This window comes from Bacillus sp. TH50 (assembly GCF_016650565.1).
GTDB lineage: Bacteria > Bacillota > Bacilli > Bacillales > Bacillaceae_G > Bacillus_A > Bacillus_A mycoides.
This window is the reverse complement of record NZ_JAEKFM010000003.1, coordinates 1,256,557-1,271,784: the sequence shown is the minus strand read 5'-3', so window position 1 is coordinate 1,271,784 and position 15,228 is coordinate 1,256,557. Positions and strand designations below refer to the sequence as shown.

General features: G+C 34.0%; 18 protein-coding genes. 13 read left to right on the top strand and 5 right to left on the bottom strand.

The genetic code is table 11. The annotated features are described in order from the left end of the window. The first annotated feature begins 144 nt into the window (after nt 1-144). On the top strand, nt 145-462 hold the full coding sequence (locus JFU23_RS06590; protein WP_201031647.1) for a hypothetical protein: 318 nt from the start codon (nt 145-147) through the stop codon (nt 460-462). A 136-nt stretch (nt 463-598) separates the two neighbouring features. On the opposite strand, the gene JFU23_RS06585 is transcribed toward JFU23_RS06590, so the two are convergent. Continuing rightward, entirely contained in the window at nt 599-1,243 is a 645-nt protein-coding gene (locus tag JFU23_RS06585; protein WP_201031646.1) for a YczE/YyaS/YitT family protein, read from the bottom strand. 182 nt (nt 1,244-1,425) lie between these two features. Here JFU23_RS06585 and pepT point away from each other — a divergent pair, with 182 nt between their 5' ends. Continuing rightward, nucleotides 1,426-2,658 (top strand): peptidase T, encoded by a 1,233-nt coding sequence (gene pepT, locus JFU23_RS06580; protein ID WP_002128664.1) that lies wholly within the window; start codon nt 1,426-1,428, stop codon nt 2,656-2,658. A 101-nt stretch (nt 2,659-2,759) separates the two neighbouring features. Continuing rightward, nucleotides 2,760-3,824, top strand: coding sequence for a lactonase family protein (locus JFU23_RS06575; RefSeq protein ID WP_201031645.1), 1,065 nt, complete (start codon nt 2,760-2,762; stop codon nt 3,822-3,824). 34 nt (nt 3,825-3,858) lie between these two features. Here the strand turns inward: JFU23_RS06575 and JFU23_RS06570 are convergent, their stop codons facing one another. Genes JFU23_RS06570 through JFU23_RS06560 form a run of 3 tightly spaced genes read right to left on the bottom strand, consistent with a single transcriptional unit; the run spans nt 3,859 to nt 5,874 of the window. After that, nucleotides 3,859-4,770, bottom strand: a complete 912-nt coding sequence (locus JFU23_RS06570; RefSeq protein ID WP_061688531.1) for a DNA-3-methyladenine glycosylase family protein — start codon at nt 4,768-4,770, stop codon at nt 3,859-3,861. After that, nucleotides 4,767-5,297, bottom strand: coding sequence for a methylated-DNA--[protein]-cysteine S-methyltransferase (locus JFU23_RS06565; protein ID WP_002185104.1), 531 nt, complete (start codon nt 5,295-5,297; stop codon nt 4,767-4,769). Before JFU23_RS06565 ends, JFU23_RS06570 begins: the two co-directional genes overlap by 4 nt. Then, nucleotides 5,284-5,874, bottom strand: coding sequence for a bifunctional transcriptional activator/DNA repair enzyme AdaA (locus JFU23_RS06560; protein ID WP_061688529.1), 591 nt, complete (start codon nt 5,872-5,874; stop codon nt 5,284-5,286). The genes JFU23_RS06565 and JFU23_RS06560 overlap by 14 nt, the downstream gene beginning before the upstream one ends. A 154-nt stretch (nt 5,875-6,028) precedes the next feature. Between JFU23_RS06560 and JFU23_RS06555 the strand changes: the two genes are divergently transcribed. From JFU23_RS06555 to JFU23_RS06530, 6 genes are all read left to right on the top strand, one after another. Continuing rightward, entirely contained in the window at nt 6,029-6,787 is a 759-nt protein-coding gene (locus JFU23_RS06555; protein WP_201031644.1) for an exodeoxyribonuclease III, read from the top strand. A gap of 302 nt (nt 6,788-7,089) precedes the next feature. Then, nucleotides 7,090-8,055: an iron-hydroxamate ABC transporter substrate-binding protein gene (locus tag JFU23_RS06550; protein ID WP_201031643.1), complete on the top strand. Its 966-nt coding sequence runs from the start codon at nt 7,090-7,092 to the stop codon at nt 8,053-8,055. A gap of 27 nt (nt 8,056-8,082) precedes the next feature. Beyond that, nucleotides 8,083-9,090: a FecCD family ABC transporter permease gene (locus tag JFU23_RS06545; RefSeq protein WP_002087983.1), complete on the top strand. Its 1,008-nt coding sequence runs from the start codon at nt 8,083-8,085 to the stop codon at nt 9,088-9,090. Further along, complete coding sequence (locus JFU23_RS06540) at nt 9,083-10,105, top strand: FecCD family ABC transporter permease (RefSeq protein ID WP_002087982.1); 1,023 nt, start codon at nt 9,083-9,085, stop codon at nt 10,103-10,105. The genes JFU23_RS06545 and JFU23_RS06540 overlap by 8 nt, the downstream gene beginning before the upstream one ends. A gap of 15 nt (nt 10,106-10,120) precedes the next feature. After that, on the top strand, nt 10,121-10,939 hold the full coding sequence (locus JFU23_RS06535; RefSeq protein ID WP_061688527.1) for an ABC transporter ATP-binding protein: 819 nt from the start codon (nt 10,121-10,123) through the stop codon (nt 10,937-10,939). A 15-nt stretch (nt 10,940-10,954) separates the two neighbouring features. Further along, entirely contained in the window at nt 10,955-11,773 is an 819-nt protein-coding gene (locus tag JFU23_RS06530; RefSeq protein WP_201031642.1) for an alpha/beta hydrolase, read from the top strand. Between the two features lie 44 nt (nt 11,774-11,817). On the opposite strand, the gene JFU23_RS06525 is transcribed toward JFU23_RS06530, so the two are convergent. Continuing rightward, complete coding sequence (locus tag JFU23_RS06525; RefSeq protein ID WP_201031641.1) at nt 11,818-12,495, bottom strand: class I SAM-dependent methyltransferase; 678 nt, start codon at nt 12,493-12,495, stop codon at nt 11,818-11,820. Between the two features lie 87 nt (nt 12,496-12,582). Between JFU23_RS06525 and JFU23_RS06520 the strand changes: the two genes are divergently transcribed. The 4 genes from JFU23_RS06520 (at nt 12,583) to copZ (ending at nt 15,185) form a co-directional block, all read left to right on the top strand. Beyond that, the gene (locus tag JFU23_RS06520; RefSeq protein ID WP_201031640.1) at nt 12,583-13,653 is read left to right on the top strand and encodes a helix-turn-helix transcriptional regulator; all 1,071 of its coding nucleotides are present in this window, start codon (nt 12,583-12,585) and stop codon (nt 13,651-13,653) included. 308 nt (nt 13,654-13,961) lie between these two features. Further along, a complete protein-coding gene (locus JFU23_RS06515) occupies nt 13,962-14,189 on the top strand; it encodes a hypothetical protein (RefSeq protein ID WP_002014667.1) in 228 nt (75 codons plus the stop codon). 291 nt (nt 14,190-14,480) lie between these two features. Next, nucleotides 14,481-14,783 (top strand): metal-sensing transcriptional repressor, encoded by a 303-nt coding sequence (locus tag JFU23_RS06510; protein ID WP_002014668.1) that lies wholly within the window; start codon nt 14,481-14,483, stop codon nt 14,781-14,783. Nucleotides 14,784-14,978: 195 nt separating this feature from the next. Continuing rightward, the gene (gene copZ / locus JFU23_RS06505; protein ID WP_002033654.1) at nt 14,979-15,185 is read left to right on the top strand and encodes a copper chaperone CopZ; all 207 of its coding nucleotides are present in this window, start codon (nt 14,979-14,981) and stop codon (nt 15,183-15,185) included. Nucleotides 15,186-15,228: the final 43 nt, after the last annotated feature.

The following is a 15,228-nucleotide window of genomic DNA, read 5'->3' as shown; positions in this document are numbered from 1 at the left end:
CGCTGGATTTATATTCAATAGGAGAAAAAGATGTAGAATTTTGTCTTGTTGTACATGTTTACTTTTCATTTCGTTACATATAGGCTTTGTGGTGTAAGGGGGGAGAAATCGCCTTTACACTAAATTTATAAGGGGGTCATTGTGATGAAAAAAATGAAAAAATTTGCAGGAGTAGCTCTAGCGGGTTCAATTGGATTAAGTGGACTACTATTTTTAGAACCAAGTGTAAGTACTGCAGAAACACCACAAGCGAAAGAGGAGAAGTTCAATGCTATTAATATAGCGATGAATCAAAGTGAATCTTATTTATTGAGTGGTAGAAGTATTGATATTCTTTCAGGAGATAAAGAAGCGGTACAATTAAGTAATTATACAGTTCAGTTCAATAAACCAGGTAAGTATGTTATTAGAGTAAATGGTTGTATTTATAATGATGTATATACTTTTATTGTGAATGAGTAGTATATGCTTTTGATGTTTAATTAAATATATATTATTGGATGAAAAAAGAAACACCCTATTTGCGGTGGGAATCGTAAATAGGGTGAATTATTTGTAAGAAAGTTAATGAAAAGAGTAATTGGTATTAAGTTATGTTTTATATATTTTCATTAATTTGCTCTTTGTTTTTGTTATGTAAAATATGTAAGAGTGCTTGAAATACCTTAAATGAATGCTGGAATATTGGACTTTGAATAAAAGTGTATAGAAAAGTTACGATAAAAACAGGACCTCCTAGCATGAATCCAATGACTAGTACAAAGCATTCTACAATAATTCGAGCACGGCTAATAGATAACCCAGTTTTGTCAGAAATGGTAAGCATAAATCCATCGCGGGGTCCAGCACCAATGCCAGCCGCAACGTACATGCCGCCCCCAATGCCTGTAATTGCAATACCAGAAAATAAAATGAGTAAGTTTATCCATAAATAATCACTAGCGTTTGGAAGGATTTTTGATTGTAAGAAAAAGTCCATAATAGGACCGATAAGTAGTGCATTTAAAAATGTGCCCACGTTTATATATTTTCGATCTACTAGTAAAGAGATAAGAACGAGACATAATCCACATATGACACTCCAAGTGCCAATTGTCCACCCAAATCGTTGGTAGAGAGCCATATTTAAAACTTCCCAAGGGTGTAAACCGAGGAATTTAACTTTGACTGCGAGAGCATTTCCAAGTCCAAAAAAAATTAATCCTAGGAAAAAAAGAAAATAGCGAAAGAGAGTTAGCCTCATCTTTAAAACCTCCCAATATATAATGATGTATATTACATGTTTGAATTTAAATGTACAAATGTTATGTCTTTTTATGATTTATTAAAAATGTAAATGGATATATATTTTCACAGTCAAAAAAGTTAAAATATTTCGTTATAAGGATTATAATAGAGAGAGAACTATAAAAGGAGTGAACGAATTTGAAACAAGAACTTATTGAAAGATTTACGAGATATGTAAAGATTGATACACAATCAAATGAAGAAAGTCATACAGTGCCTACAACACCAGGGCAAATTGAGTTTGGTAAGTTATTAGTGGAAGAGTTGAAAGAGATTGGGTTATCAGAAGTGACGATGGATGAAAATGGTTACGTAATGGCAACACTGCCTGCTAATACAGATAAGGATGTTCCTGTAATCGGCTTTTTAGCTCATTTAGACACAGCAACAGATTTTACAGGGGAAAACGTAAAACCACAAATTCATGAAAATTTTGATGGTAATGCGATTACGTTAAATGAAGAATTAAATGTTGTGTTAACACCTGAACAGTTCCCGGAATTACCATCATATAAAGGACATACAATTATTACAACTGATGGTACAACACTTCTTGGAGCAGATGATAAAGCTGGTCTTACAGAAATCATGGTCGCAATGAATTATTTAATACATAATCCGCAAATTAAGCATGGAAAAATAAGAGTAGCATTTACACCAGATGAAGAAATTGGCCGTGGACCATCGCATTTTGATGTAGAAGCGTTTGGTGCATCGTTTGCTTATACGATGGACGGAGGTCCATTAGGTGGTTTAGAATATGAGAGTTTTAACGCTGCAAGCGCCAAATTAACTTTTAGAGGGACAAATACACATCCTGGAACAGCGAAAAACAAAATGCGTAATGCAAGTAAACTCGCTATGGAATTCGATAGACAGTTGCCAGTAGAAGAGGCGCCAGAATATACTGAAGGATATGAAGGGTTTTATCATTTACTCTCTTTAAATGGTGATGTCGAGCAAAGTAAAGCTTACTATATTATTCGAGATTTTGATCGTAATCATTTTGAAGCGCGTAAAAATAACATTAAAGATATTGTGAAAAACATGCAAGAGAAGTACGGCGAAGATGCAATCGTTTTAGAGATGAATGATCAGTATTATAATATGCTTGAAAAAATTGAACCGGTGAGAGAAATTGTTGATATTGCGTATGAGGCAATGAAAAGTTTAAATATTGAACCGAATATTCATCCAATTCGCGGTGGAACAGATGGATCGCAATTATCATATATGGGATTACCAACGCCAAATATTTTCACTGGTGGTGAAAACTATCACGGTAAATTTGAGTATGTTTCGGTAGATACTATGGAAAAAGCTGTTCAAGTAATTGTAGAAATTGCAAGACGATTTGAAGAACAAGCTTAAAAAGAGAACCAAGTAGTAATGAAGTGCTACTTGGTTCTTTTCTATAGTAAAAAATGCAAAGTGAAACTTGTTACAAGACGTTTGTAAAAGGGGGAAATGTTATGAGTGAAAATCAGTTTCATGGTTATATAGGGACATATACAAAAGCAGAGAGTAAGGGGATTTATAAATTTATACTTGATACGAACATCGGAGAACTTAAAGGGATTGAATTAGCAGCTCATATAGGAAGTCCGACATATGTAACGATTAGTCATAACAACGAGTACCTTTATTCTGTTGCGAAAGATAATGGGTTAGGTGGAATTGCTAGTTTTTCTATTCATAATAAATCCGGTAATCTAAATTCGATTAGCATGCAAGTTTTAGAAGGGGTATCGCCGTGCTATGTAAGTGTGAATCGGGAGAATAGTATAGTAGTAGCAGCTAATTATCATAAAGGAACAGTAGAGTCCTATTTAGTGAAAAAGGATAATGGAAGTTTAAATGCTGCTACGGTAATTGTAGAACATAAAGGGTCAGGACCAAATAAGGAAAGGCAAGAAAAGGCACATGCTCATTATGTGGATTTTACTCCTGATGAAAAATATGTAGTAGCAGTGGATTTAGGAATAGACAAGGTGATTACATATAAAGAAAGTGATGGAGAACTAATAGAAGTTACACGGTTATCTGTAAAACATGGTAGTGGTCCAAGGCATCTTATATTTCATCCAAGTGCGCAGTATGCATATGTTATGACAGAATTAAGTTCAGAGATTATTGTACTTCAATATGATGCAAAGAGTGGCAGTTTTAAAGAAAAACAATACATTTCTACATTACCTGAAGATTTTAGAAAAGATAGTTACGGAAGTGCAATTCACATTTCTTCTGATGGCAAGTTTGTTTACGCAGCAAATAGGGGACATAATAGTATCGCGGTTTTCCGAGTGAATGAGCACAATGGAGAGCTCGCTTTTATTGAAACAGTATCGACAGAAGGGGATTGGCCACGTGATTTTTCTTTAGATCCGGATGGAAAATTTTTAATTGCAGCGAATGAAAGATCTAATACTTTGACTTTATTTGCTAGGGATGAAATGACAGGGGAGCTAACGCTTGTACAGACGGACGTAAATGTTCCAGAGCCAGTATGTGTGAAGTTTTTACATGTGAAAAAATAGATAGGTTTCCCTATCTATTTTTTATTAGGAAATTTTAATATAGCACCCGCCACAAATAAAAAGTCGCGTAAGACTCCCAATTTGTCCAATTTGATGCAAATTCTTTTATTTCATTTTTAGTCGGTTTCTTTTCGGAACCTGTTATAAATTTAATTGCATTATGCAAACCAACATCATCAATTGGAAAAGCTGAAGGGAATCGTAAACAACGCATCAAAACATAGTGAGCTGTCCATGGCCCTATACCACGAATGCTAGTTAATTGTTTTTCAGCTTGCTTCACATCTTGTATTTGTAATAGAGATTCTTTTGATAATTTACCTTCTGTAATGAGCTGCGCGACGTCAATTAAGTATTCGCACTTTCTTGTAGTCATTTTTAATGTTGCGAGATCTTCTACATCTAAATTTGCTATTACTTCAGGTGATGGGAATATCCAATGTTTTCTACCGTTCCAATCTACATAATCGCCAAAATTTTCGACTAATCTTCTTTTTAGAGTATAGGCATATGTGAGGTTGATTTGTTGACCTAGAATCCCCCAGCATAGTGCTTCAAATAAATCCGGAATTCGCAAAGTACGAAGACCGTAAAATTCTTTAATGGGTTTTTGAAGGAGTGGGTCGTGTTTAGCTAATTTATAGAAGGGAGCTAAATCAGTAGTTAAATCAAACCACTCTTTTACATAGTTAGATACGGCATCGTGTGCCCATTTTTCAGAGACATATGATTCTCCTAAAAAACGTATTTGAATATTACTATCGGCATTCAAACCAATTTCAACTAATGGATTTATGTTTTGAACAGGAATGACTTTATAGATTTTATTATTTTCAATATGAAACATACATTCATTTTTAGAACGCGATAGATAGCGTAAGTTTTCTTGAAAACTAAATTCTTTTGGAACGACTAAAGTCAATGCGCTATTATATTCTGCTGTCATATGAATTCCACCGGTAACTTTTCTAATGTAAGCAATTCTTTCTTCATTTCTAATCCGCCTCTAAAACCAGTTAGTTTTCCATCTTTTCCTATAACGCGATGGCAAGGAATTGTAATAAGAAGTGGGTTGGCAGCAATAGCAGAAGCAACGGCACGTACAGCTGTAGGTTTTTGAATTCTTTCTGCAATTTCTGAATAAGAATATGTTTTTCCATAAGGAATTTCACGTACCGTATTCCAAACAGATAATTGAAATTCAGTTCCGTAAGCATCAATAGGGAATGTAAAAGTTTCTCGCTTGTTTTCTAAATACTCGATAACTTCTTTCGTATATGTTAGCAGGTAATCTGGATTGTGAGTCAATATATGCTGTGGCAGTTTTTTTCTAGCCCACAAATTTAGTTCTTCAAAGTTTTCGTCTTGAGATCCAATGAAACATAGTCCATTTTCAGTTGCAGCAATATGCAAGCACCAATTTTTATGTGTAATTAGCGCCCAATATATAGATTTATTTTTATAGGAATTCATTATTGTATCCCTCTTTCATTTCGTTCTTTTTTCGATATTCAGTAGGAGTAAATCCGGTTTTCTTTTTAAATAAAGTCGCGAAATACTCCGGATTTTCTATCCCGACATCAGTACTAATTTCCATAATGGATTGATTTGTATGTGAAAGGTATTCTGCCGCTTTTTTAATTCTGAATTGCTGTATATATTCTATTGGACTAATCCCTACAATTTTTTTGAAAGTGCGTTGTAGATGATAAGGGCTACCATGGCATATTTCTGCGAGTAAGTCGAGGGTTAGCACGTCACAATAATGTTTTTGGATATATTCTTTAATTTGCTCTACCCATTCTTCATTAGGTAAAGTTAGCCCGTTTGGTTTACAACGTTTACACGGACGAAAATTTTCATGTAATGCTTGCTCTGCCTTAAGAAAAATACGTACATTGTTTTTATTCGGTATTCTCGATTTACATGATGGTCGGCAAAAAATACCGGTTGATTTTACAGCGTAAAAGAATTTGTCATCATATGTGGAGTCATTATGAATAATTGCTTGCCAATACTCATTTGTTACTGTGAACTCTTCATTATGCACAGAACATCACCTCTGGCATTAGTATAACCTGAATAAAGTACGTATGTACGTATTTACGAATGTAAGAGCAAGATTACAAAGATGAAACTATGATAGGGTATCTATTTTGTGTTAGCATGAAAATTGAAAATGCACATCAAGAGGAGGAACATAGATGAAGTTGATTTCATGGAATGTAAATGGTTTGCGAGCAGTTATTGCAAAAGGTGGATTTCTAGAATATCTAGAAGAATCTAATGCAGATATATTTTGTTTACAGGAAATTAAATTACAAAGTGGACAAATTCATTTAAATCCCGAGGGATATTATACATATTGGAATTATGCTGTGAAAAAAGGCTACTCAGGAACGGCTATTTTCACGAAAAAAGAACCGATTTCTGTTACATATGGTTTAGGGATTGAAGAGCATGATCAAGAAGGACGAGTTATTACGTTAGAATTTGAAGATTTTTATATGATAACGTTATATACACCAAACTCCAAACGTGGATTAGAACGCTTAGATTACAGAATGAAATGGGAAGATGATTTCAGGGCCTATATTAAACGATTAAATGAAAAGAAATCAGTTGTTTTTTGCGGAGATTTAAACGTCGCACATAAAGAAATAGATTTAAAAAATCCAAAAAGTAACCGTAAAAACCCTGGATTCTCTGATGAGGAGAGGGAGAAGTTTACACGTACTTTAGAAGAAGGATTTGTTGATACGTATCGCTACCTTTATCCTGATCAGGAAGGAGCATATTCGTGGTGGTCGTATCGTATGGGAGCGAGAGCAAAAAATATTGGATGGCGTTTAGATTATTTTGTTGTCTCGGAAAGAATGAAAGACAAAATAACAGAGGCGAAAATTAACAGTGAAATAATGGGATCAGACCATTGTCCAGTTGAATTACATATAAATTTCTAAAAAAGAAGTATCTCGCTAATAATAGGCGGATACTTCTTTTTAATTCAGTTTGTTAAAATTTTTCAAATCATTCTTGAAATAATTGCATATTAAATATATACTTAGTAACGATAATCATTATCATTGAAAAAGGTTATCGATGGATGAAGTGTAAAAGAATTATAGTTTAGGGGAAGTGAATGAGAATGAGTTCCGGATAAAATTATTAATCTAATGAAATATATGTTTGGGACAAGTTTCATGTAGTTAAGTTTTCATATAAAAATAATCTATTTACAAGTTTTGAGAGGAGATATATAAAGATGAACAAGAAGTTATTTACATTAGGGATGGTTACAGTTTTAAGTGTAGGTTTAGCAGCATGTAATAGTACGGACAAAACTTCTGGGGAACAAAAACAACAGACAAAGGCTACGGAAACGAAAAAAGACGAAAAGCGAAAGATTACATATTTAGGTAAAGAATATACAGTACCAGCAAAAGTAGATAAAATTGCGACAGCTAGTTTAGAGTCAATGGAAGATGCGGCAGTACTTGGAATTAAACCGGTAGGTGCAATTACGGTTGGTGGGAAATTACCAGGGAACGTTGCAAAAGATTTAGAAGGTGCGAAATCTGTCGGTGAGAAAATGGAACCCAACTTTGAAACATTACTTCAATTAAAACCTGATGTTATTACATCAAGTACGAAATTCCCAGCAGAAGCGGCTGAGAAATTTACGAAGGTAGCTCCAACAATCCCAATATCACATGTTTCTACAGATTGGGAAGAAAACTTGAAATTAATGGGAGAACTATCTGGTAAAAAAGACAAAGCAGAAAAAATTATTAAGGATTATAAAGCAGACGCTGAAAAAGCGAAAGCAAAAATTGGAGATAAGTTAAAAGATAAAAAGGTACTTGTAATAAGATTAAGAGCGAATACATTATTCGTTTATCCAGAAGGAGTATACTTCAACCCTGTAATTTATAAAGACCTTGGATTAACTGCTCCAGAACAACTTAAAAATGTAAAAGCGCAAGAGAAACTCTCTTTAGAACAACTGGCTCAAATAAATCCAGATTACGTATTTTTACAATATGAAGCAAGTGAAAATAATAAACCAAAAGTACTAGAAGAAATAGAAAGTAATCCAATTTGGCAAAGTGTAAATGCTGTAAAAGAGAAGAAAGTATTTGTAAATACTGTAGATCCTATTGCGCAAGGTGGTACTGCTTGGAGCAAAACAGTATTTTTAAAAGAAGCAGTGAAAAATTTGACTAAATAATAAAATTAGTAAGGTGCGTTGAATGATATGCGGAAAATAAATTCACTTCCAATGATAATTTTATGCTTAGCACCCATATGTATTTTACTTACTGTTATATTATCTATCTTATATGGGACAAAAAATATCGATTTTGAAACGACGTGGAATGCATTGTTTCATTTTGATTCGAGTAATGTAAATCATAATATTATTGTTACATCTCGTTTACCAAGGGTAATTGGAGCTCTTTTAGTTGGAGCTTTTCTAGCCATATCAGGAGCACTTATGCAGGGGATGACAAGGAATTATCTTGCATCCCCTTCTATTATGGGTGTGACGGATGGTTCTGCTTTTGTTATTACAATGTGTATGGTATTCCTTCCGGGAATGTCTTCAGTCAACATGATTTTATGTTCTATGCTGGGTTCAGCATTAGGTGCGGGAATTGTTTTTGGATTTGGTTCACTGCTTAGAAACGGATTGTCACCTGTAAGATTAGCAATTATAGGAACCGTGATAGGGACATTCTTAAGTAGTCTTTCTGCCGCAATTGCTTCTTATTTTCAAGTCTCTCAAAATATTAGTTTTTGGTACAACGCGAAATTAGATCAAGTAGATCCCAATATACTTAAATTAGCAATTCCTTTTGGTATAGTTGGTATTATTTTAGCACTTCTCATTTCAAAATCTATTACAATCCTTTCACTGGGAGAAGAAGTGTCTATTAATTTAGGGCAGCGTACGAAAATTATAAAAGTGACTGCAATTTTATCTGTTGTATTTCTGACTGGTACAGCAGTTGCTTTAGTAGGGAAAATAGGTTTTGTAGGACTAATTATTCCTCATATTACTCGCTTTTTAATCGGTGTAGATTATAAATGGATTGTGCCTTGTGCTGGAGTAATTGGTGGTGTGTTTCTTGCTTTATGTGATGTGTTAAGCAGATTTGTAAACTATCCATTTGAAACACCAATAGGCGTTGTTACGTCTCTAATTGGAATTCCTTTCTTCCTTTATTTAATTCGTACAAGAGGGGGAGAGAGACATGCTTAAAGGCTCAAGTCAGCGTTTTGTAATGACTATGGGGACTATTATACTTTTAATTTTATGTACCATTTATATTAGCTTAACGAATGGTACATTTGATATTACAATTATGGACGTCTTTCGAACAATTTTTCGGATTGATCCAGTCCCAGAACATGATTTAGTTATATTTGATTTTAGACTGCCGCGAATCATAATTGCTGGCCTAGTAGGATTAGGTCTAGGGATAGCTGGCGCTGTTATTCAAGGGATTACGAGAAATGGTTTAGCAGATCCGGGTATTTTAGGAGTAAATGCTGGTGCAGGAACTGCAATCGTAATTTTTATGTTCTTTTTCCAAGGACAAATAAAGAGTACGGATTGGATTTCTATAATGATGATGCCGATGTTTGGCTTAGTTGGAGGGTTAGGCGCGGCTATATTAATTTATATATTTTCTTGGCGAAATGGAAAGTTAGATTCACAGCGTCTGTTACTAACAGGGATCGCAATAGGGTCAGGTTTCGGAGCGTTTTCTATGTATTTATCATTGAAAATGAAAGCAACTGACTTTGAAATGGCAGCTGTCTGGGTTTCAGGTAGCATATATAATGCAAACTGGAAATACATTATTGCAATGTTGCCATGGCTTATTATATTAATTCCAATTATAAAAAAGAAAGCTTATTTGCTAGATTTATTTCAATTGGAAGAAACGAGTATTACAAGTCTAGGTGTTTCAGTAGAAAGAGAGAAGTCTATTCTATTATTAAGCAGTATTGGACTTGTAAGTGCATGTGTTGCTGTTTCAGGAAGTATTGGATTTATTGGTCTAATGGCGCCACATATAGCCAAAAGACTTGTTGGCATTCAACATAAATATGTAATTCCTACATGCGGAGTAATTGGGATGCTACTTGTAATTGCTTCAGATTTTATCGCAAAAACAATTTTTATGCCTGCAGAATTGCCTGTAGGGATTGTTATTGCTATTGTCGGTGTACCGTATTTCTTATATTTACTTTATAAGGCGAAAGCGTAAGAGGAGGAAACACAAGTGAATATTTTAAGTGCAAAAAACTTGGAAGCAAATTATGAAAAACTTACAGTGTTTCGCGATTTAAATGTGGAAATACAAAAGGGAAAAGTAACGACAATTATAGGTCCAAATGGATGCGGAAAATCGACATTATTAAAAACGATGGGAAGAATTTTAAAACAAAAAAGTGGTAAAGTATATTTACAAGGACAAGATTTAAATACGATTTCAACGAAAGAAATCGCGAAACAGTTAGCTTTGCTTCCGCAAAATCCGATTGCCCCGGGAGAGATTAAGGTAGAAGAGTTGGTTTCTTATGGGCGTTATCCACATCGTAATAACGTGAATAAGTTAACTTCAAAAGATAAAGAAATGATTGATTGGGCATTAGATATTACCAAAACATCAGCGTTTCGAACGAGACAAATTGCGAATTTATCAGGTGGACAAAGACAAAAAGTATGGCTAGCAATGGCCTTAGCGCAAGAGACGGAAGTTTTATTATTAGATGAGCCAACGACATACCTTGATATGTCACACCAATTAGATGTACTGCAAATCGTTGAGAAACTGAATAAAGAACATAATTGTACGGTCGTAATGGTATTACATGATATTAACCACGCAGCTAGATTTTCAGATGAAATTATCGCAATGAAAGAAGGAAACATTATTACAACTGGTAGTCCTATAGAAATTATTACAAACGAGGTGCTAAAAGAGGTATTTCATATCGATGCGCGTGTCATGATAGATCCATATAACGGAGCTCCCGTTTGCTTCGGTTATGATAGTGTATTTCAAGAAGAAAAAGTAGAGATGTATGTAACGAGTTAAGGGGGGATGTGCATAATGAATACTGCTATTGAAAAACAACAAATTATTGTATCTAATACCGAACAGTGGAAAATGTATTCGAAATTAGAGAATCGTGAGTATCAAATTCATATTTCAAAACCGAAGCAGCCAGCACCGGATTCTGGTTATCCTATTATATATGTATTAGATGGGAACGCCTTTTTCCAAACGTTCCATGAAGCTATTAAAATACAATCGGTAAGAGCAGAAAAAACAGGTGTGTCACCAGCAATTATAGTAGGTATTGGTTATCCAATTGAAGGCGCATTTTCAGGAGAAGAAAGATGTTATGATCTTACACCTGTCGTAATTTCAAAAGATGCCCCGTTAAAACCGGACGGTAAACCGTGGCCTAAAACAGGGGGAGCACATAATTTCTTTACTTTTATTGAAGAAGAATTGAAACCACAAATTGAAAAAAAATTTGAGATTGATAAAGGAAAGCAAACGTTATTTGGACATTCTTTAGGTGGTCTATTTGCTTTACATATACTATTCACAAACGTAAATGCCTTTCAAAATTATTTTATAAGTAGTCCATCTATTTGGTGGAATAACCAATCGGTGCTTGAAAAAGAAAAGAATCTTATAAATGAATTAAACAATGCTAAAGTTGAAACGGGAGTATTCCTTACAGTTGGGTCATTGGAACGAGAGCATATGGTTGTAGGGGCAAACGAATTGTCAGAGCGCCTTCTCCAAGTAAAACATGATCAGTTTAGATTTATGTTTTATGAAGCTGAAGGGGAGAATCATGCATCTGTTGTGCCGACTTCTTTAAGTAAAGGATTGAGATTTATTAGTCAAGTGTAGAAGACGTATATGAAAAAAGGTAAGCAATTGCTTACCTTTTTTCATTATTGTTTTATTGCTACGTATCCATCAATTAAAAAGCTTGTGAAAAAGCGATTGATTTGAGTAAATCCACATTCCTCCATGACAGCTAGTAGATTCGTTTCGGAAATAGGAAATATTTTTGTTTCAAAAGAATTTTCAAATCGGTTCCAATCTTCTAATGGAATTTGATTTTGCATCATGTGGTTGCGCCAAGCATTCAATTGTGCAGAAAACATACTTGTATGGGGTACACCATTTATTGTAGAGAGAAAGAATGGAGCACCAGGTTTTAAGCGACTACTAATTTCATTAAGAAGCTCTTTTTTCTCCTTAATAGTTGGGATGAAATGAAGAACAAGCATACAAGTAGCAGCGTCAAATAATGGATTGGTTAATAATGAATGGACAGTTCCATGTACAAAGTGAATTTGATTTTGTATGCCTTCGCTTTCAATTCTTTTTTTAGCTAGCTGTAGCATGCTTTCAGATGGATCAACACCTGTAAAAGATAAGTTGCTATTTTGTTTGCCTATTGAGAGAATTTCTTGTCCACCACCAGCACCTATAACTAGAAAATTTGGATTCATATGTGTAGTAAACAAGAAATGATTCATCATTTCATATAGGTTGTAGTAGCCTGGGATTTTACATGGAATTCTTTGTTCATATGAATTTACGGTAGTATCATTCCAATTCATTTTTAACCTCCTAAGTATGTGTGTTATAGGTTTATTATGGAATGAAATTATGAAGGGCAACAATCCCGTAAATCTGGGGGGAAGAGGATGTATGAAAAAATAACGAAAGAAATTACAATGGAAGCGAATCGTATAAGTTCTATAAGGACATTTCAAGAGTCATTTCTCCACTTAATACGTAAAGTCATTGATTTTGACGCCGCTTGTTTTACAGCTATAGACCCAATTTCTTTTTTATCTACTGGGGCATTTACGGATGAAAGTGTTGAAAAGATTCATCCACAATTGTTTATGAATGAATTTCTAGAAGATGATTTTAATAAATTTAAATATTTATCAGAACACTATCCTCATGTTGCTTCTCTTAGTATGGTGACAAATGGTGAACAAAAGAAAAGCTCTAGATACCGAAATATTTTAAAACCAGCAAGTTTTGGAGATGAATTAAGGGGCGTTTGTATGAGTAAGGGGAACTGTTTTGGGCATCTTAGTTTATTTCGAGGGAGTACAAGTCCCGCTTTTCATATAGATGATTGTAAGTATTTGGCAACGGTAGTCCCGATTGCTGGAGAGGCTTTAAAAAAGGCATTTCCTAAACCTTTTTCAGAAGAGAAGGTAATAGGGACAGGCACGATTATATTAAGTGAGGATTTTAATTTATTATATTGGAATCAAGATGGCAGCGATTGGCTCTCAAATCTTAGAAAGTATGAACAGTTAAATATAAAAGAAATACCAAGGCCAATACGTGCGGTTTGTTCGAAAGTAAAGGCTAACGAATATAATGTAGGTTGTATGAATAGAGAAGAAAAAGTTTGTATACCTTTAGCCTATGGACATTTTTTAATCATTCGGGCCAGTAAGTTAGAACGTACAAGTAGTTTTCAGGGTGGTTATGTTGTTCTATTCGAAAGAGCAAGACCGGAAGAAATCTTTCCGCTTATTACGGAAGTGTATAGTTTTACAACACGTGAGAAGCAAGTAATACGTAAAATTCTTACAGGTATGTCGACAAAGGAATTAGCCCATGAACTTTGTATATCTATATACACGGTACAAGATCATTTAAAATCCATTTTTGAAAAGACTGGGGTAAGTAGTAGAAATGAACTTGTGTGGGAAGTTTTTTCAAGATTTTGTTTTGATGTCGATGAATAAAAATAAAATAACTCTACAAAAATCACATAAAGTACGGTGGATGAGTTGTAGAATAGGGCTGAAAAAAGGTTATGGATGAAACATTCCATACCCTTTTTTTATAAGTAGAATTGTCCTTTTTGAAAGTTTTGTTTCAACTTTTCGTCTAAATAGACAAAAAGTTGTCACAATTCGGTCACAATTAGCATAAACATAAAATAGACGAAATGAACTTATTTCCAAAAAGGCTTGATTCATTCCATTCATGATTAGTAGAGCTGAAAAAGCATGGATTAAAAGTTCACTATATTCTCAAGGAGGTAGATCGTATGAAAACTATTCTTGCTATCGCTGGGTTTATTTGGGTTTTATCACATGGCATTCCAATTTATGAAGGAGAACAAATTCGCAGTGCTCTGAATAAAAATTTTAATGAATACCATATCATTGATCGGCAAGATAATGTTGTGACAGTTCGTGTAAATGACTGTTTTCATACGGTAACCGTTGAAGGAACTTCAGTAGTGAATGATACAAAAGTATGTGATCAGCAATAATTATATATAGGAAGAAAAAGTCTCAATTTACACGTGTGAAAATTGAGACTTTTACATTTGTGGATGAATAATAAGCGGGGATGGACAATCCCCGCTTATTATTGTTTTTTTGAAAAAAAGAAAGGGTATCATATTAATTGAGACTGAGAAGCTAATGATGTGTTAAGAATAATCATAAAGCGAAAATATACTCATATGGGGTATCCTACATAGATATTTGATGATATAATTGGTATACTCATAAAAGCAATTGTTTTATTGGATGAAGAGAAACTTTAAGAAGGTGATAATATGGATCATAAGGACCATGAATCAGTAACACATAGATCAGAAAAAGAAAAAGAACAAATTATAAATAGATTAAAGAGAATTGAAGGCCAAGTCCGTGGTATTCAAAATATGATTGAAAATGATCGTTATTGCGTGGATATTTTAGTTCAAATTTCTGCGATTAATGCAGCGATGAAAAAAGTAGGAATGGGTGTCTTAAAAAATCATACGAGTCATTGTGTTTCAGGAGCTATTAAAAATGGTAATGGTGACGAAGCAATTGAAGAATTAATGACAGTATTTGAACGTTTTTCAAAAGCATAAAAGCCAAGCTAGTATTTGACTAGCTTGGCTTTTGTTTATATAGGAGAAGATATATAAATTCATAATTGGAGCAAAAAAATAAAGATTTTAGAAAAAAATAAAAATCATGATACAAAACCATTGATTACCTTAGGGGGGTATGGTAAGATGTAGTTGTGATTAATAAACAATGAATAAACAAGAGGAGGATTTTAAATGGAACAGTTAACATTAAAAGTTGAGGGTATGTCTTGTGGGCATTGTGTAAATTCTATTGAAAGTAATGTGAAAGAACTAAACGGCGTTGAACAAGTAAAAGTTCAATTAGCAGAAGGAACTGTTGAAGTTACTATCGACTCATCAGTTGTAACGTTAAAAGATATCGTTGCTGTAATTGAAGATCAAGGCTATGAAATTCAATAATAATTTTTAATATAGAAATAAATCGTACTTTATATGGAGTACG

What these genes read in the sequence shown, in the direction of transcription:
- JFU23_RS06585 (WP_201031646.1), bottom strand. Translation starts at nt 1,243, where the DNA reads ATGAGGCTAACTCTCTTTCGCTATTTTCTTTTTTTCCTAGGATTAATT.
- JFU23_RS06590 (WP_201031647.1), top strand. Translation starts at nt 145, where the DNA reads ATGAAAAAAATGAAAAAATTTGCAGGAGTAGCTCTAGCGGGTTCAATT.
- JFU23_RS06575 (WP_201031645.1), top strand. Translation starts at nt 2,760, where the DNA reads ATGAGTGAAAATCAGTTTCATGGTTATATAGGGACATATACAAAAGCA.
- copZ (WP_002033654.1), top strand. Translation starts at nt 14,979, where the DNA reads ATGGAACAGTTAACATTAAAAGTTGAGGGTATGTCTTGTGGGCATTGT.
- JFU23_RS06530 (WP_201031642.1), top strand. Translation starts at nt 10,955, where the DNA reads ATGAATACTGCTATTGAAAAACAACAAATTATTGTATCTAATACCGAA.
- JFU23_RS06520 (WP_201031640.1), top strand. Translation starts at nt 12,583, where the DNA reads ATGTATGAAAAAATAACGAAAGAAATTACAATGGAAGCGAATCGTATA.
- JFU23_RS06545 (WP_002087983.1), top strand. Translation starts at nt 8,083, where the DNA reads ATGCGGAAAATAAATTCACTTCCAATGATAATTTTATGCTTAGCACCC.
- JFU23_RS06525 (WP_201031641.1), bottom strand. Translation starts at nt 12,495, where the DNA reads ATGAATTGGAATGATACTACCGTAAATTCATATGAACAAAGAATTCCA.
- JFU23_RS06550 (WP_201031643.1), top strand. Translation starts at nt 7,090, where the DNA reads ATGAACAAGAAGTTATTTACATTAGGGATGGTTACAGTTTTAAGTGTA.
- JFU23_RS06565 (WP_002185104.1), bottom strand. Translation starts at nt 5,297, where the DNA reads ATGAATTCCTATAAAAATAAATCTATATATTGGGCGCTAATTACACAT.
- JFU23_RS06555 (WP_201031644.1), top strand. Translation starts at nt 6,029, where the DNA reads ATGAAGTTGATTTCATGGAATGTAAATGGTTTGCGAGCAGTTATTGCA.
- JFU23_RS06510 (WP_002014668.1), top strand. Translation starts at nt 14,481, where the DNA reads ATGGATCATAAGGACCATGAATCAGTAACACATAGATCAGAAAAAGAA.
- JFU23_RS06540 (WP_002087982.1), top strand. Translation starts at nt 9,083, where the DNA reads ATGCTTAAAGGCTCAAGTCAGCGTTTTGTAATGACTATGGGGACTATT.
- JFU23_RS06515 (WP_002014667.1), top strand. Translation starts at nt 13,962, where the DNA reads ATGAAAACTATTCTTGCTATCGCTGGGTTTATTTGGGTTTTATCACAT.
- JFU23_RS06570 (WP_061688531.1), bottom strand. Translation starts at nt 4,770, where the DNA reads ATGACAGCAGAATATAATAGCGCATTGACTTTAGTCGTTCCAAAAGAA.